Here is a 13,757-nt window from a genome sequence, read left to right on the forward strand (position 1 = left end):
GACGTCTCAGTAAAGATTATGAGATATCCGTCTCATCTGCTGAGACTATCGTCAAAATTTCTCATTTCCATACCTTGCTTAAACGCTTATGAATACAGCTTCTAAAAATAAAGGAGATTGGATGTAATATACAGGAAATCGACTTCCGATTGTAGAATTTTGTCGTTTTTTCTGCAAAAATTATGCGTATAGAACATAATATAGCTGACGTAATTCGTAAAAATAAAGAGCAGCCCGCATAGTGGACTGCTCTTCCGGCAGATAAAATGATGCTTGTGAAAAAACAGTGCCAGGTATTTACTTGGCACTACCCATAGATTTTCTTCCTCTTATCAGGCTTGTTTCAGCGACTTGATGTCCTGTGATGCCCGCCCGCGACATTTTAAAAACTTCTTTTACAACTTCGGCGCTGGATTCGACATTGTCTAAAGTAATCTCCATAGAGGATTAGGGTGAAGGTGCCAGAAGGGTGTGCCGGAAATCTACTGGCGAAGCTATGCGGGAGATGCAGAATGCGCAGGTCGGAGACATGCAGACGAGAATCGTGGCTGTGAAAAACATGCAGCTCTTGACTTTAGCACGCTAAAATCTACTGTGTATTTACTGCGAGGAACCATACGAAAAAATAGGTAAAATCAAATGATTTTGGAAACAAAATAAAGGCAACAGAAAGCCGCTCAAATGCGCTGATTGGCGTAATTGAACGGCTTTTATCGTGGCGGAGATGAAGGGATTTGAACCCTTGCGCCGGTTTCCCGACCTACTCCCTTAGCAGAAGACTAAAAAATGCTTAAATAAAAGCGGTTTATCCACAGCGAGTGGGAATAGAATGGGAATAATGCATTTTTTATTTCCTCTTGTTAAGTCATATCTGGTTGATGGCCTCGAGCTTTTCCTGTAATTTTATATGGGTATACCCAACTGTTGTTGAGAAATTTGCGTGTCCCATAATGTCCTTGATGATCGCAGGCGGGATACCAGCTAGCGTTAATGCTGTCGCGGTAGTGTGTCTGCAGCAGTGAGGTGTGAGAGGTCGAACTCCTGCCCGGGCCAATGTGGATTTATACTGGGCACGAAAATTATCCTCATTCATTTCCAAAAGTTTTTTCTTTTTACCCTCTATCAAGCCTTGAATCACAGGCACAAGTTTATTGCAAATGAGGATTTCCCTGTTCTTTCCTGCATCAGTTTTTATGCCGCCAATCATGTACTGTTCCTGTAAATGGATATTCTCCAGTCTGATTTTAGAGATTTCCCCGTATCTCATGCCCGTATAAATCATAGTCAGTATGTAACCGGTAACTGCATGCTCTGCTGGGGATGCATGGTAATCATCCCATAATTTCTGGATTTCTTCGGAAGTGAAAGCGTCTTTGTTGGATTTTGCTTGTGGTGGAAGCTCGATATAATCTGCATAATTTTTAGTGACATAGTCATTTTGACAGGCATATTGCCACATCAGGCTTAATAGATCGCGTATATCTTTTTTGGTGTAGTAACTACTTCCCCGCTCATCTACGACGGACTGCATATCAGAGAGTTTGATGTCTTGGATATTGAGCCAGTATAACGCATCACACTTTTTATAGGCTATGGTATATGCTGTTTCTTTGGATTTGCTTAAATTTGCATAGTGCTTTTTTGACCATAACGTATAAAGATCGTGAAACAAAAGGCTCACATGGTCAGTTTTGTTTTTCAGTGATTCAATCGCGGCGAGGGCGTCCTTTTTTCTGTCAAATACTCCCGTCCGCCGTTTCTTTTTTAAGCGCTGCCCATGTTCATCTCGGATCCAGCCCTGCACAACTTCGACCTTCCACCGGCCATCAGGGAGCTGGTAGACAGAGCCCGTACCGTTGCCTCGGCTTTTTGTCCGTTTGCCAGATGGAGCTTTGCTTTGGTTCCACCCACATAAATTGCAGAATTTAGATTCTTCCGGGATTGTAGCGGAGCATTTACGACAAATCATTTAAAGTTTCCTTCTTCATCTTTAAGCAGGAGTGGAAAGTTCATATAATTCATGAGGGGCTATGTCCTGTCCATCTCTCCACATGACCGTATCTCCGGCCGGATGGACGGTTGCAAATATATCGGGATTGGCAAGCTGTCCGTACCAGCTCCCTTTGATATATGGGGAGACATCAAAAATTTTAGTTTCCCCGTTTTCGTACTGAATCTCAATACGCTGTTCCGGCAATGGAGAAACATGCTTCACATTTGGAAAATTTAACATAAAATGCTCCTTTCAACGCAAGGGATCAATTTTGAAGGACTGCTCGCCAGCAGAAAGTAACTGCCAATTTGCAAGTAAATCTTCCTGATGGATAGCAGCCCATGCCAGCAGCATATGCAATTTTGTAGTGGGGAGCGATCCCTCTAATATTTCTCCATCAAGAGAAACAACGATTTTCTGTCCCTGATACTCTGCATGAAAGTGGGGGCAGTTATGCTGTCCGCCAATCTCTGCATACATCCGAACAATGATGCCATAAAACACACTCAACGTCGGCATTTTAATCCTCCCCTTCATCATCCAGCTTCCATGCTGGAAATAGGAGAGACTTTTTTATATGTGGCCTTTGCCATTCCCATTGTTTGCCGGATATATTCTTTTCCCTGTTTATTTAACTCTCTATAATCGTAGAGCACATCAACTTCATCTTTTGCAAAAAAGATTTGCAAAAAAGATTTTACATCATTATCCGTTTTACATATAGATTTAACATAATCGGGAATGTCCTGAGATGCCATATATAAATCAAAGCTACCTCTTTCTTGTGGAACATCATACCCAAGCAACCATGCTTCATTAACGTTCAAGGCGCTTGCCAACGACTGAATAACGGGCTGTTTAGGGCTTCGAACACCTGTTATATAAGTGCTTACAGCTTGCTTTGATAGCCCTATCCTTTTAGCCAGATCAGTAGCAGTCATATCGCCCAACGCAATTTTTAGGCGTTCTTGGAATGTTGACACCTTCGTTAAACTCACGCAATAAGGCCCCCATTTCATTAAGTCTATGCTAACATAGTATAACACGCGGTGTCCACAAAATCAACAGATTTTTAGAAAAATAAACTTTATGTCCACAAAATAGTTGACAAAGAGGAAGAAATTTGCTATGATAAAATTGTCCACAAAATAGACAGATAAGGAGGATGGTATAATGGCCAATATAATGACGTTACGGGGAGCTGTGTTATCAAAATACAAGACAATCGGCGAATTTTCGGAAGCTATTGGGTGGAAACGCAATAAATCATCCCGTATTTTGAACGGAATACAAACGCCTAGCGCTGATGAAATCGAAGAAATCACGAAATGTCTTGGAATAAACACGGCGGAGGATTTCATGCAGCTTTTTTTGCACCGTTAGTCCACAAAATGGACAAACAGGGTTCTTCCAATTTTGTGGTGGATAGCCCCGAAATTAATCCTCTTTTACCGCTTCCAAACCGGGGGGTTATTCCCCCGGTTTATTATCAGCAGAGAATGACTTTTCTATATCATCAAGTGAATTGATGAAAGCAAGGACAGCTCTAATCTCACTTTCAGGCATTTTCTCCAACTGTAAAATGACTTGCCTGTGAATATCTGAAAGGTTCGGACTTTTGCTTAATTGCTTATATTTGGGTTCATCACCAGATAAAAGCCACTGTGCATTATAGCCGAGTTTTTCTTCTATCAAATTGGCTACAGATACCGATATATTCCGATTTCGTCCAGATAACAATGTGGACACATAACTTTCCGTAACGCCCATTAAAGCGGCTAATTCCTTTTGCTTTAGGTGATTTTCTTTGATGATTGCAGAGATACGTTCTTTGAGTTCCACTGTAGGCCCCCCTTTCTTATGGGGAGAGTATAGCAAAAAAACTTTGTTCAGTCAAGAGAAAATATCTTGACAACTTAATTGAGTTATGTTATTCTTTGTTCAACAAAGAAAAGAGATTGGAGGTGAGAATATGAGTGAGCAGGTATTACAAGCAGTCGCAATTCAAAAATTGCTCGGGTTGTCAAAACAAGATGCGCTGAAAGTTCTTGTCTTTATTACGGGAATGCAAGCGGGAAAGGAGTTGCATCTGGACGAAAAAGCGGCAAAGGAAAAGCGGTGTGAAAGGGCGTCCTGAAACGCCCTATCCACCACGAAGTTGGAATACCCCCGGAATGGGAACCAGTGCTTGATAAGTTGAAGCAAGAACAGTTCTACAACGACACTCAAGCAGAGATGTTCCGTTACATTATTGGGCGGGGTTTGGCTTCCATAAAAGGCGAAAAAGCGGCAAAAGGAAAACAGTGCGATAGGGTGTCCTGAAACGCCCTATCCACCACGAAGTTGGAATAGCCACAAACAGAATCTGTAGGTGACAGAACTGTACGGACCAAGCTGCCGCAGAAAGAGGGTGAAACTCTTGTTTTGGCATTGGCTGAAAGAAAACCACCCCATAGCATATGAGGTGGTTTGGTGGATTGTAGGCCTGATTTGTGTTATCGCAATTATTATCTCGATTGTAGCCATGCGGATGCGATAGAAACAATTAGGGCAATCAAAGCGATTGCAAGCGTAGCCCATGCGCGAAATTCAGTCCAAAAATTCAGCTTTTTTGACCGGACATTTTCCCGCAAAGCCAATTCCCCGGCGTATGTAATGCGAAGTTTGGTATCTACTGCAATAGAGCCGTCCTCCGCAACATATCCGCCGGCAACGTGTAAATAGCCGGAATCAAACAAATTTTTAACAGGAGGACAAACCTCCGTATCGGTGGAATCCGTAAGGAGCATAACATCTTGCACAGACAATGCGCGATTTTTGGATTTGTACAGGTTCAGCATGGAATACAATTCGGAATCCACAGTTTCACCCCCTTTCTGCTTTGATTATAGCATGAGTGGGCAACGAGCGAAAAGAAGGAATCGGCGAAAATGTTCAATAGATGACCTTTTGGAAGAGAAGCTAGGGCTTGTTTGAAAATAGAGAAACGGACGGATTTTTCGCAAGGGATGAGCAGCTGCAAAGAGAAAAGCGCAGGAATACTCTATGTATTCCGAGCATTTTCGACGCAGCAGACGCCGTTTCTTGTAGAAAAAGACGGTTGTTTCGATTTTTCAAACAGCCCCTAATCAACATTAAAAAGTAAAAAGCCGCCCGGCGGGCGGCGGAAAGGGGGGAATAGGATGGAGCATAAAGGACGTGTCTGGGCGGGCGTAGTCGGTCTGCGCGCACCGGACGGCTCTATTGCTAGGACCGTGAAAATCTATCGTGATGTAGATGCCGAACCGAAGCCCGGCAAGCTGACCAAAGACGAAGAGCGGGTGTGTGACGGGATCATCCGGGATATGGCCGTTATGCATCATAAATACGTGGAACGTTTAACCGAGGAGGAACAGCCAAAATGACCGCAGGAAAATTAACCGCAGAAGAATTCGAAGAAATCATGAGGCGGTATGACGCAAAAGGTCCTATCGAAGATACGTTGCGCCATTTTGGATATTCAGAAAGCAGGGAAGTTGCGGAGTTCCGTCAGCATTGGGACAAGTCTGAATACCTAAAAAAACTTTTATCCATGCCCGAATTCATCAACATTGAGCTAAAGCATAAAAAGTTTAAGATGGTGTTGGACTACGATCCCGACTACCCCAATGCGCTGATCCAATTTTTTGAAGGAGGGAACTTATGAAAATCATCATCGAAACGAGAGAAGGGGACGTCGAGCCGCTTACTATTGAGGTGCAGATGCAGGCTGATGTACCGACACTCCGCATTTATCCTACCAAGGCAGCTGCCAAGGAGAAACCCCAAAAGCGTATAGATACCTGCGTTCGGACGAAGGAAGCAAAGATCGAAGTGATGATTCGGACCTTGGAAGACCGCCTGTCCGCATTAAAAGAATTTCGGGATGGCATTCGGAACGGTGAGCAAAAATCTATCGCGTCTGTTCTGTAAGCTATGGGCGGAAATGCAGATGGGCGTCGGCCTTTGATGGCAACTTCGGACGGAAGATGTCTCGCGTGTGGTTATCAATACGATCCGGAGGATCGGTACTGCCGCCACTGCGGAGGCAGGCTGTTTCTTTACCTCGATGAGTTGCCTGAAGCAAAGAGAGATCAAATTATTCTGGAGGCAATAAAACTCATAGGTCAATATCTGGCCCAAGGATCCGACGATCGGTCAAAAGGAGGCCTGCAAGATGGAAGGACAGATTATCGCAACGATCTTTAGTGCCATAACAGCGGTATGTAATATCACCACCATGATCCTATTCTATATCTGGTATGGCCCTCATTCAAAACGATAACCGAAAAGGAGTGAAAAGACATGGAGCGTTTGTCTCTGCGAATCCCAGGGTTTGAAAACTATCTGCCTGATGGATGCCGGGTCGTAGGGGTGCTTGGCGACAGCTGCCTGCTGGTGGAGGATGGCTCCTCAACCTGCCCTGCTGCCTATGCTGTTTACATCAGGGGCTTTAGCAAGGGTCCTTTTGCACTGGTTGGTCATTACGTGACCCCCGGATCCGCTGTGCATGCCTTTGCCGATGCCTTTATAGATCGGCTGACGGTACGAAAGGAGTAAAAAATGAAGTATCGCGGAAGCTTTAAAAATGAGAATGGAAAAGAGACGGCGCTTCGGGTGGAAACGTCGCGCTTTGCGCAGGAAAACCTGAAACGCGGCCTGCAATTCATTGCCCAGAGTGTACACAGGTTTTATCCGGAAAGCAGGAAAGCCATGAGCGAACAGCTCGAAAAAGACAAATTGACCATAGGGCAGGAAGCCGCCTCTGGGATCTCGCTACGTGCTTACCTGACAGAAATGCTTGGTCTTCATGCGGCCAGAGAGATCCTTTCAATGAGCAGTCAGGAGAAGGAGCAGCGGTATATCATCATCGGCGGAAGGCAAGGCCCGACGGGAAAAAGCACGCTGTGTAAGGTGCTGAGAAAGCATGGCTATAAAGTGCTGGAGATACACGAGCAAAAGTACATACATCTGGATACGGAATTACGGTGCAAGATCGCCGATTTTAACGAGTTGGTAGATTAAGTCTCGCAAGCTAAACAAGAAGCCCCCTCGCAAGAGAAGAAAGGAGCGATCCCATGACATTAGAAGAAGTTGAAGCGATCCCGAGAGAGACACTTTTGGCCACGGAAGTGGCTCAATGCATCGGCTGCGATCCCAATTTTATTCGGTTTGAGGCGCGTCAGAATCCGGCGCGTTTAGGGTTCCCTGTCATTTGTGTGGGCTCCCGGGTTAAGATTCCCAAGCAGGCGTTTTTACGCTTTATGCGTGGGAAGTCGGATTCAGAGAATGAAGAAAGGCGATAGGAGGATTAAGATGAAGTTTATGAGAAAAAAGGATCAGAAATTGGAAGACTCACTTGAGAAGTCCCGTCAGCTTCAGGTGGAGCTGAACGAGGCGGCGGCAAAGGCAGCGAAAGGATTGGTCTGGCGTCGGTTCGTCCCTGCTGGATCGCCGGAAGGTCTGGTGAAGCTCGGCAGCCTGATCGAAAGAAAGTCCCTGGGTTTGGATGATTTACAGCTGATTTTGCAGGTGCTCGCGCTACCTGTATCGGATGGCAGCTGCCCGGTGGATGGACAGGTCAGAATGGCGTTTACCGACCAGACAACCGCCTGTCCATCGTATGTAGGCGGCAGATGCATCGGTGTACCTCCTGCTCATCCGCCGTATACATCAAGACCGGTATGTCCTAAAACGGTTTCGGAGGAGGTAGACGGGTGTACCAAAAAGTAATCATGATGGGGCGTCTGGCGGCGGATCCGGAGCTTCGACAGACGCCCAGCGGGGTCAGTGCTGCGACCTTCGCGATTGCAGTGGATCGCCAGTACGCGGACAAGGATGGCAAGCGCCAGGCGGACTTTTTCAACATCGTTGCCTGGCGGGAACTCGGGGAGTTTGTCGCCAAGTATTTCTGCAAGGGCAAGCCGTGCTTAGTGGACGGCCGGATTGAAACCCGCACCTATACGGACAAGAATGGGATCAAGCGAAAACTCTATGAGGTGATTGCCCAGAGCGTGCGGTTTTGCGGGGATGGCAGCAAGACAGACAAAGGGCTTCCGGAGGCACCGCCAGCGCCCAAGCAGACAGAGCAGGAAGACTTCACCGAGATGCCTCCAGGCGACGATCTTCCGTTTTAGAGGTGGCAGCATGAGAGTGATTGACATCATCAACCTGAAAGGCGGGGTCGCCAAGACAATCAGTGCGATCAATATCGCCCATGTGCTGGCTGCGGTCCACCATCAGCGCGTCCTGATGATCGACAACGACAAGCAGGGCAACACGAGCAAGTTCTGGGGGCTGCACAGCTATGACCGGCCCGGCATCGCCGAGCTGCTCACCCAACCCGGGCTGGACGTCCGACAGGTGATCCGACCGACCGGGATCGCGGGGATCGACCTGATCCCCGCAAACATGTCCCTGCTTTCGGCGAACAGCTCGCTGCTCATCAACATGAGCCGGGGCAGGGACTACCGGCTCCGACGGGCGCTCGACCCGGTGCGGGATGCGTACGACTTCTGCGTGATCGACAATGCCCCTGACATCAACGTGGGCGTCATCAATGCGCTTATGGCCGCAGACGATGTGCTCGTACCGGTCAAGATTGACCAGTTCGCGTTCGATGGTCTCGCGGAGCTGGTTGAGCAGGTGGATGAAATCCGGGAGAGCAATCCCAGCCTGCGGTTTGCGGGCTGTTTTTTTACCATGTACCAGCGCAATAAAGCCAACCAGCGTGGAGACGTTTGGCTGCACGACGCCGGGGATTATCCCATCTTCAAAACTCGCATTCGGAGCACCGTCAAGGTCACTGAGACGACCTACGAGGGTAAACCGCTGCTGGTCCATGCGCCCCGCAGCACAGCGGCGCAGGATTATGTCGCGCTGGTGGCGGAGTATCTGGAGCAGAGAAAGGAGGGAGCAGATGGGGAAATTTAACGTCCGGGAGATGATGGTCCCGAAGGAATCCAGCACAGAAACAGTGGACAGGCCGCGCACTGTGGAGCAGATTGCGGTGGAGATCAATTTCTATAAGGCGCAGACGGTCCAGAATATCATTGAGATCGGCAAGCGGCTGATCGAAGCCAAGGAGCGCCTGCCGCATGGGGAATGGGCGGACTGGCTGCGGGATGCAGTGGACTTCAGCGAGCGTTCAGCCCGCAACTTTATGCGGCTGGCAACCGAATACGGAAATCGGCAACCGGTTGCCGATTTGGGCTACACCAAGATGCTGGCGCTTTTACAGGTCCCGGAGGAGGATCGGGAAGCGTTTTTGGCGGAAAGCCACCTGGTCAACGGGGTGCCCAAAACGGTGGAGGAGATGTCCAAACGCGAGCTGGAGCAGGCGATCCGCGAGCGGGACCAGGCCCGCAAGGAGGCCGCAGAGCAGAAAGCCCGCGCCAAACGGGAGTATGACAACTACATGAACGCACTTGTCGCGAAAGAAAAAGCAGATGAACAGCTGGAAATCGCCAAGAGGGAAGCGTCGGAACAGAAGAAGCGCGCGGACCGGGCACAGCACTGTGTGGATGACCTGCAAGGGCAGGTCATAGAGCTTCAGCACCGCCCGGTTGAGGTTGCGGTGGCAGAAGTCAGTGAAGAACAGATTGCAGAGCTGCGGCAGCAGGCAGAGGCAAAGGCCGAGCAGAAATACTGCGGCCAGATCACCGCCGAACGCCGACGGGCGGAAGCTGCGGAACAGAAGCTCAGGCAGCAGTCAGTACAGCCTCGCGCATCGTACGCCTCGAATGAAGTCTACGATGCAAAGGAACGGTTTGTGGGAGCGCTCTGGTCGGACTTTGAACAGTTCACCGCGCTCCTCAGCCGTACAGAAGGAACGCTGGCATTGAACGCGCTCAAAGAGGCGGCGGAAGAGATAGACGAAATCCGGCAGGAAATCCGGCTGCTGACCAACCAGCTGATCGGGCATCAGGAGATAGACCTGCCGCCGGACCTATAAACAGGAGGTTAAAGAGATGAAAGCAACGGGCATTGTGCGCAAACTGGATGAACTGGGACGATTGGTAATCCCGAAGGGAATCAGGGATACATATGGCTGGGAAAATGGCGCGTCCATTGAAATCTGGCTGGATGAGAAGGGCAATATTGTCCTGCGCAAATATCAGCCGCAATGCGTTAATCCGGTCGAGAAGCTGCTGGAGGATGCGAAAGCTGCCCTAAAAGCAATAGACGGACCGGCCCAGCCATATCTGGCGCAGGCGGTCGTGGAGCTTTCAGCTGCGGTCCGTCATGTATGAGTACATACCGGAGGAGCTGAAGCAGCTCTCCCAGTGGGTCTGCCACAAGTATCCCAGCAAGATCCCCCTGTGCGCGTGTCCGGATGCAGGCGGCATCCTGCATCCGGCGAGCTGCAACAAACCGGCCACCTGGTCCAGCTTTGGACAAGCGGTCAGGGCGGTGAAGGAACACGGCGCGACCGGCATCGGCATCCAGTTTGCAAACGGAATCTGCGGCATTGACATCGACGACTGTGTGGACGGCGGGGAGCTAAGCGCATTCGCGCGGGAGATCGTTGAGACGATGCGCAGCTATACCGAAACTTCCCCCTCCGGCACAGGTATCCATATCCTCTGCAAGGGTCGGCTGCCCGCCCGGGAGGGCAGGCGGGACAGCTCGCTTGGACTTGAGATGTACGATACCGGGCGGTATTTTACGGTAACCGGATCTGCGTACCTCGACCCGTCCGGCAGGCCGTACCCGCTCCGGGACTGCACCAAGGAGCTGGACGAAATCCACCGGAAATACCTGACGCCCGAGCCGGTCGAGCAGACCAGGCTGGACGCGCCAAAGCCTGGCGCAGCAAGGACGCCGGATTCCCGTCAGGTGGTCCGTGACCTTTCGGATCAGGAGATTCTTGAGATTGCATTTCGGAACAAGGACACCGGGGAGGACATCCGGCGGCTTTACGCGGGGGACTGGAGCAGCCTGCCGCAGCTTTCGGGCAAGAGCCAGAGCGAGGCGGACCTGTTATTCTGTGGGCATCTAGCGTTCTGGTTTGACCGGGACAGCGCCCGAATGGACGCGGTGTTCCGCGCTTCAGGGCTGTACCGCAAGAAGTGGGACGAGAAACGGGGCGCGCAGACCTACGGCCAGAAGACGATTGCCGCGGCGGTCAAGGGGACGACCCGGACGTTTGTCCCGTATGACCGGCCCAGAGGCGGCGAGAAGCCGCTTCAGGAACCGCCCCCGGAATCTTCTTCGAGAAAGCAGGGGCCGCTTTCTGGGGGCGCGCAGCCCTCTCAACCGGCACAGGTCAAGCCGGACCCGGGGCGGTATACGCTGGACGACACCGGCAACGCCTATCGGTTCCGGGATGCCTTCTGGCGGGACCTCAGATACGACCATGTCAATGGCCGTTGGATGTACTGGACCGGCAAGCGGTGGGCGGTGGATGAAACAGGGGAGGTCAAGCGGCGGGCGAATACGCTGCTTGAGCGGATGGAAGAGGAGGCACGCTCGCTCTATGACGACGGGGGCCTGCTCAAGCATGTCCGCAAGACCCGCAGCAGCAAATACAAGGAAGCGATGATCCGGGAGGCGCAGCCGCTGGAGGGAATCCCTGTGCTGCCGGGCGAGCTGGACCTGTACCAGGCGCTGCTGAACGTACAGAACGGGGTGCTCAACCTCAAAACCGGCGAGCTGCTGCCGCACAAGCGGGAGTATATGCTCTCGATGATCGCGGCGGTGGAGTATGACCCGGCGGCGGAATGCCCCCGCTGGATGCAGTTCCTGGACGAGATCACCTGTGGGGACGTGGACCTCGCGCTCTACCTCCAGCGGATGGTGGGCTACTGCCTGACTGCCTCGACCCGCGAACAGTGCATCTTTTTCCTGTGGGGTTCGGGCGGCAACGGCAAGAGCAGGTTTGTCGAGGCGGTCACCTCGCTGCTTGGGGATTACACCAAAAACAGCCCGCCCGAAGCGATCATCGTCAAGGACCGCAGCAGCCCGAACACCTCTACAGCCGAGCTGGCGCGGATGAAGAGCGTGCGGCTGCTGACCACCTCGGAGCCGGACGGAGGCTGCCGTCTGGCAGAGGGGATGGTCAAACGGATCACGGGTGAGGATGTGGTGACCGCGCGGCTGCTCTATAAGGCGTCGTTCGACTATAAACCGGAATTCAAGGTGGTGATGAGCACCAACGCCAAGCCGGTGATTACCGGCAGCGACCAGGGAATCTGGCGGCGGGTGCGGCTGATCCCGTTCACAGCGCAGTTCCCGCCGGAAAAGCAGGACCGGGACCTCGGGGACCGGCTGGCCGCGGAGCGGCCGGGCATCTTCCGCTGGGCGGTACAGGGGGCAATCGACTGGTACCGGTACGGGATGCCGCAGTGCCTGCGGGTGGATAGCGCCAACGAGGACTACCGCAACGAGATGGATCGGGTCAAGGAGTTTATAGACGACTGTCTGGTGCGCACACAGGGGAGTGCGCTGCCGAGCCACCGTATCTACGCGGTCTACCGGGCGTGGGCGGAAGAGAATGGGGAGCGGTATCCGCTGGGACAGAAGAAGTTTTCGACCGAGCTGGTGGACAACCATCGGTTTTTTCGGCGAAAAACCATGCGCTTTTCGGAGTTTCTGGATGTGGAGTTTTCCGCGATTGGGCGCGAATACCTCGCGATGGCCCCGCAATCCCCCACCGGCTGATGGCGGATATGGCGGATTGCAGGCGGTTGCGTAAACTTTCCCCTATGTTTCCTTAGGGAACTTCTTAGCATTGACTCCATATCTACCATATGTACCATCCAAGGATACACCATATCTATTATTGATCTTTTATATTTATTTTTAAAAAAGGGAAAAAGGAGAAAAGAATGAATAGAAAAGAGAAGCAGCGCCGGGCGCAGAGGTATCTGCTCGCGCTGGCAAGGCTCGAACGGAAATGCGAGGAGGCGGCGCGCTGGGAGTCGATCGCCGAAGGGAGCGATCCGGGCGGGAAAAACCAGGTCAAGGTGGCCGCGCTGCATATCCGCGCCGAGTGCGAGGAGCTGACCTGTCAGGTGCAGGAACTTCGGGGGGATCTGATGCGGGCCATAGGCGGGATGAACAACGAGAAATACAGAGAGGTGCTCGAAGCGCTCTATCTGGCAGGGGATTCGGTTGAGGACTTTTGCAGGCAGAAGGGGTGGTCCAGACGGTATGTAGTGAACCTGAAGGCCCAGGCGCTGGATATGCTCGAGCTGTAAGCAAAAAACTTTTTTGAGTTAGTGACTTTTTGTGATAAAAAGTGATAAAAGTTCACCTTGAAAAGGGCACCATTCTTGACGTATAATAAACCTGTAGAGATGTACCCGAAAGGGTGCGTCTCTTTTTTTGTACGCAAATCAAATCCCCGGCGCAAAATCAAGCGGGGCAATGCGCTGCCGGAAGCGGCTCCACAGCGTCCACGCAGAGGCGGCTGGGCGGCCCTGCATGGCAGGGCTTTTGATCCGGGCTTCGCAGTCTGCGCGGCCCGCCGGGCAAAGGTACTCCTGACGGGGCGGCTTGTGCGCGGGTCCGTTGAGCGCGAAAAAAAGCTCCGTAAAACCCGAAAAATCCGGTTTGATCTTTTGATTTTCCAATCCTGCCCAGATCGTCAGAAATCTTGTGCAGGTTGCCGGAGCGCGGGTATGGGCGCAGGGGATTGTGCAGAATGACGGGATTTCCAGGCAGCCGGAGCAGGATGCCGGAAAAATCCTGTCAAAATGACGAAGCAGAGGGAGGGGGCTATGACGGAGAAAGCGGAGCTGTA

General features: G+C 51.3%; 21 protein-coding genes. 15 read left to right on the forward strand and 6 right to left on the reverse strand.

Annotated features, from left to right (window positions below):
* Positions 1–865: 865 nt before the first annotated feature.
* From C814_RS10280 to C814_RS22150, 4 genes are read right to left on the reverse strand one after another with little or no spacing between them, the layout of a single operon-like run.
* The gene (locus C814_RS10280; protein ID WP_016317744.1) at positions 866–1,969 is read right to left on the reverse strand and encodes a tyrosine-type recombinase/integrase; all 1,104 of its coding nucleotides are present in this window, start codon (positions 1,967–1,969) and stop codon (positions 866–868) included.
* Between the two features lie 21 nt (positions 1,970–1,990).
* Positions 1,991–2,233, reverse strand: coding sequence for a DUF2442 domain-containing protein (locus C814_RS10285; RefSeq protein ID WP_016317745.1), 243 nt, complete (start codon positions 2,231–2,233; stop codon positions 1,991–1,993).
* A 12-nt stretch (positions 2,234–2,245) separates the two neighbouring features.
* Positions 2,246–2,512: a DUF4160 domain-containing protein gene (locus C814_RS10290; protein ID WP_016317746.1), complete on the reverse strand. Its 267-nt coding sequence runs from the start codon at positions 2,510–2,512 to the stop codon at positions 2,246–2,248.
* Between the two features lie 17 nt (positions 2,513–2,529).
* Positions 2,530–2,991, reverse strand: coding sequence for a helix-turn-helix domain-containing protein (locus C814_RS22150; protein ID WP_022788303.1), 462 nt, complete (start codon positions 2,989–2,991; stop codon positions 2,530–2,532).
* A gap of 175 nt (positions 2,992–3,166) precedes the next feature.
* On the opposite strand from C814_RS22150, the gene C814_RS10300 reads away from it, so the two are divergent.
* Positions 3,167–3,376, forward strand: coding sequence for a helix-turn-helix domain-containing protein (locus C814_RS10300; RefSeq protein WP_016317747.1), 210 nt, complete (start codon positions 3,167–3,169; stop codon positions 3,374–3,376).
* 87 nt (positions 3,377–3,463) lie between these two features.
* Here C814_RS10300 and C814_RS0104145 read toward each other — a convergent pair whose 3' ends face one another.
* A complete protein-coding gene (locus C814_RS0104145) occupies positions 3,464–3,835 on the reverse strand; it encodes a helix-turn-helix domain-containing protein (protein WP_022788304.1) in 372 nt (123 codons plus the stop codon).
* A 130-nt stretch (positions 3,836–3,965) separates the two neighbouring features.
* On the opposite strand from C814_RS0104145, the gene C814_RS23505 reads away from it, so the two are divergent.
* Positions 3,966–4,130: a hypothetical protein gene (locus C814_RS23505; protein WP_016317748.1), complete on the forward strand. Its 165-nt coding sequence runs from the start codon at positions 3,966–3,968 to the stop codon at positions 4,128–4,130.
* Positions 4,131–4,500: 370 nt separating this feature from the next.
* Here the strand turns inward: C814_RS23505 and C814_RS10305 are convergent, their stop codons facing one another.
* The gene (locus C814_RS10305; RefSeq protein ID WP_016317749.1) at positions 4,501–4,854 is read right to left on the reverse strand and encodes a hypothetical protein; all 354 of its coding nucleotides are present in this window, start codon (positions 4,852–4,854) and stop codon (positions 4,501–4,503) included.
* A gap of 321 nt (positions 4,855–5,175) precedes the next feature.
* Between C814_RS10305 and C814_RS10310 the strand changes: the two genes are divergently transcribed.
* The 13 genes from C814_RS10310 to C814_RS10365 all read left to right on the forward strand — a co-directional run bounded on the left by C814_RS10310 (position 5,176) and on the right by C814_RS10365 (position 13,212).
* A complete protein-coding gene (locus tag C814_RS10310; protein ID WP_016317750.1) occupies positions 5,176–5,397 on the forward strand; it encodes a hypothetical protein in 222 nt (73 codons plus the stop codon).
* Positions 5,394–5,678 (forward strand): hypothetical protein, encoded by a 285-nt coding sequence (locus C814_RS10315; RefSeq protein ID WP_016317751.1) that lies wholly within the window; start codon positions 5,394–5,396, stop codon positions 5,676–5,678. Before C814_RS10310 ends, C814_RS10315 begins: the two co-directional genes overlap by 4 nt.
* Entirely contained in the window at positions 5,675–5,944 is a 270-nt protein-coding gene (locus tag C814_RS10320) for a hypothetical protein (protein WP_016317752.1), read from the forward strand. Before C814_RS10315 ends, C814_RS10320 begins: the two co-directional genes overlap by 4 nt.
* A 372-nt stretch (positions 5,945–6,316) precedes the next feature.
* Positions 6,317–6,571, forward strand: a complete 255-nt coding sequence (locus tag C814_RS10325; protein ID WP_016317754.1) for a hypothetical protein — start codon at positions 6,317–6,319, stop codon at positions 6,569–6,571.
* 3 nt (positions 6,572–6,574) lie between these two features.
* Positions 6,575–7,036 carry a hypothetical protein gene (locus C814_RS10330; RefSeq protein WP_016317755.1) on the forward strand — a complete coding sequence of 154 codons (462 nt, stop codon included), beginning with the start codon at positions 6,575–6,577 and terminating at the stop codon, positions 7,034–7,036.
* 53 nt (positions 7,037–7,089) lie between these two features.
* A complete protein-coding gene (locus tag C814_RS10335) occupies positions 7,090–7,317 on the forward strand; it encodes a hypothetical protein (RefSeq protein WP_016317756.1) in 228 nt (75 codons plus the stop codon).
* A 10-nt stretch (positions 7,318–7,327) separates the two neighbouring features.
* A complete protein-coding gene (locus C814_RS10340) occupies positions 7,328–7,744 on the forward strand; it encodes a hypothetical protein (RefSeq protein WP_016317757.1) in 417 nt (138 codons plus the stop codon).
* Complete coding sequence (locus C814_RS10345; RefSeq protein ID WP_016317758.1) at positions 7,729–8,148, forward strand: single-stranded DNA-binding protein; 420 nt, start codon at positions 7,729–7,731, stop codon at positions 8,146–8,148. The genes C814_RS10340 and C814_RS10345 overlap by 16 nt, the downstream gene beginning before the upstream one ends.
* Before the next feature lie 10 nt (positions 8,149–8,158).
* Positions 8,159–8,944 carry a ParA family protein gene (locus C814_RS10350; RefSeq protein ID WP_016317759.1) on the forward strand — a complete coding sequence of 262 codons (786 nt, stop codon included), beginning with the start codon at positions 8,159–8,161 and terminating at the stop codon, positions 8,942–8,944.
* Entirely contained in the window at positions 8,931–9,965 is a 1,035-nt protein-coding gene (locus C814_RS22155) for a DUF3102 domain-containing protein (RefSeq protein WP_016317760.1), read from the forward strand. Before C814_RS10350 ends, C814_RS22155 begins: the two co-directional genes overlap by 14 nt.
* 16 nt (positions 9,966–9,981) lie before the next feature.
* The gene (locus C814_RS10355; RefSeq protein ID WP_016317761.1) at positions 9,982–10,263 is read left to right on the forward strand and encodes an AbrB/MazE/SpoVT family DNA-binding domain-containing protein; all 282 of its coding nucleotides are present in this window, start codon (positions 9,982–9,984) and stop codon (positions 10,261–10,263) included.
* Complete coding sequence (locus C814_RS10360) at positions 10,256–12,673, forward strand: phage/plasmid primase, P4 family (RefSeq protein WP_016317762.1); 2,418 nt, start codon at positions 10,256–10,258, stop codon at positions 12,671–12,673. The genes C814_RS10355 and C814_RS10360 overlap by 8 nt, the downstream gene beginning before the upstream one ends.
* 167 nt (positions 12,674–12,840) lie before the next feature.
* Complete coding sequence (locus C814_RS10365; RefSeq protein WP_016317763.1) at positions 12,841–13,212, forward strand: hypothetical protein; 372 nt, start codon at positions 12,841–12,843, stop codon at positions 13,210–13,212.
* Positions 13,213–13,757: the final 545 nt, after the last annotated feature.

This window comes from Anaerotruncus sp. G3(2012) (assembly GCF_000403395.2).
In the GTDB taxonomy this organism is placed as follows: Bacteria; Bacillota; Clostridia; order Oscillospirales; family Ruminococcaceae; genus Anaerotruncus.

Coding starts and splice junctions, on each gene's coding strand:
- C814_RS10280 (WP_016317744.1), bottom strand. CDS start 1,969: ATGATTTGTCGTAAATGCTCCGCTACAATCCCGGAAGAATCTAAATTC.
- C814_RS10285 (WP_016317745.1), bottom strand. CDS start 2,233: ATGTTAAATTTTCCAAATGTGAAGCATGTTTCTCCATTGCCGGAACAG.
- C814_RS10290 (WP_016317746.1), bottom strand. CDS start 2,512: ATGCCGACGTTGAGTGTGTTTTATGGCATCATTGTTCGGATGTATGCA.
- C814_RS10300 (WP_016317747.1), top strand. CDS start 3,167: ATGGCCAATATAATGACGTTACGGGGAGCTGTGTTATCAAAATACAAG.
- C814_RS23505 (WP_016317748.1), top strand. CDS start 3,966: ATGAGTGAGCAGGTATTACAAGCAGTCGCAATTCAAAAATTGCTCGGG.
- C814_RS10310 (WP_016317750.1), top strand. CDS start 5,176: ATGGAGCATAAAGGACGTGTCTGGGCGGGCGTAGTCGGTCTGCGCGCA.
- C814_RS10315 (WP_016317751.1), top strand. CDS start 5,394: ATGACCGCAGGAAAATTAACCGCAGAAGAATTCGAAGAAATCATGAGG.
- C814_RS10320 (WP_016317752.1), top strand. CDS start 5,675: ATGAAAATCATCATCGAAACGAGAGAAGGGGACGTCGAGCCGCTTACT.
- C814_RS10325 (WP_016317754.1), top strand. CDS start 6,317: ATGGAGCGTTTGTCTCTGCGAATCCCAGGGTTTGAAAACTATCTGCCT.
- C814_RS10330 (WP_016317755.1), top strand. CDS start 6,575: ATGAAGTATCGCGGAAGCTTTAAAAATGAGAATGGAAAAGAGACGGCG.
- C814_RS10335 (WP_016317756.1), top strand. CDS start 7,090: ATGACATTAGAAGAAGTTGAAGCGATCCCGAGAGAGACACTTTTGGCC.
- C814_RS10340 (WP_016317757.1), top strand. CDS start 7,328: ATGAAGTTTATGAGAAAAAAGGATCAGAAATTGGAAGACTCACTTGAG.
- C814_RS10350 (WP_016317759.1), top strand. CDS start 8,159: ATGAGAGTGATTGACATCATCAACCTGAAAGGCGGGGTCGCCAAGACA.
- C814_RS22155 (WP_016317760.1), top strand. CDS start 8,931: ATGGGGAAATTTAACGTCCGGGAGATGATGGTCCCGAAGGAATCCAGC.
- C814_RS10355 (WP_016317761.1), top strand. CDS start 9,982: ATGAAAGCAACGGGCATTGTGCGCAAACTGGATGAACTGGGACGATTG.
- C814_RS10360 (WP_016317762.1), top strand. CDS start 10,256: ATGTATGAGTACATACCGGAGGAGCTGAAGCAGCTCTCCCAGTGGGTC.
- C814_RS10365 (WP_016317763.1), top strand. CDS start 12,841: ATGAATAGAAAAGAGAAGCAGCGCCGGGCGCAGAGGTATCTGCTCGCG.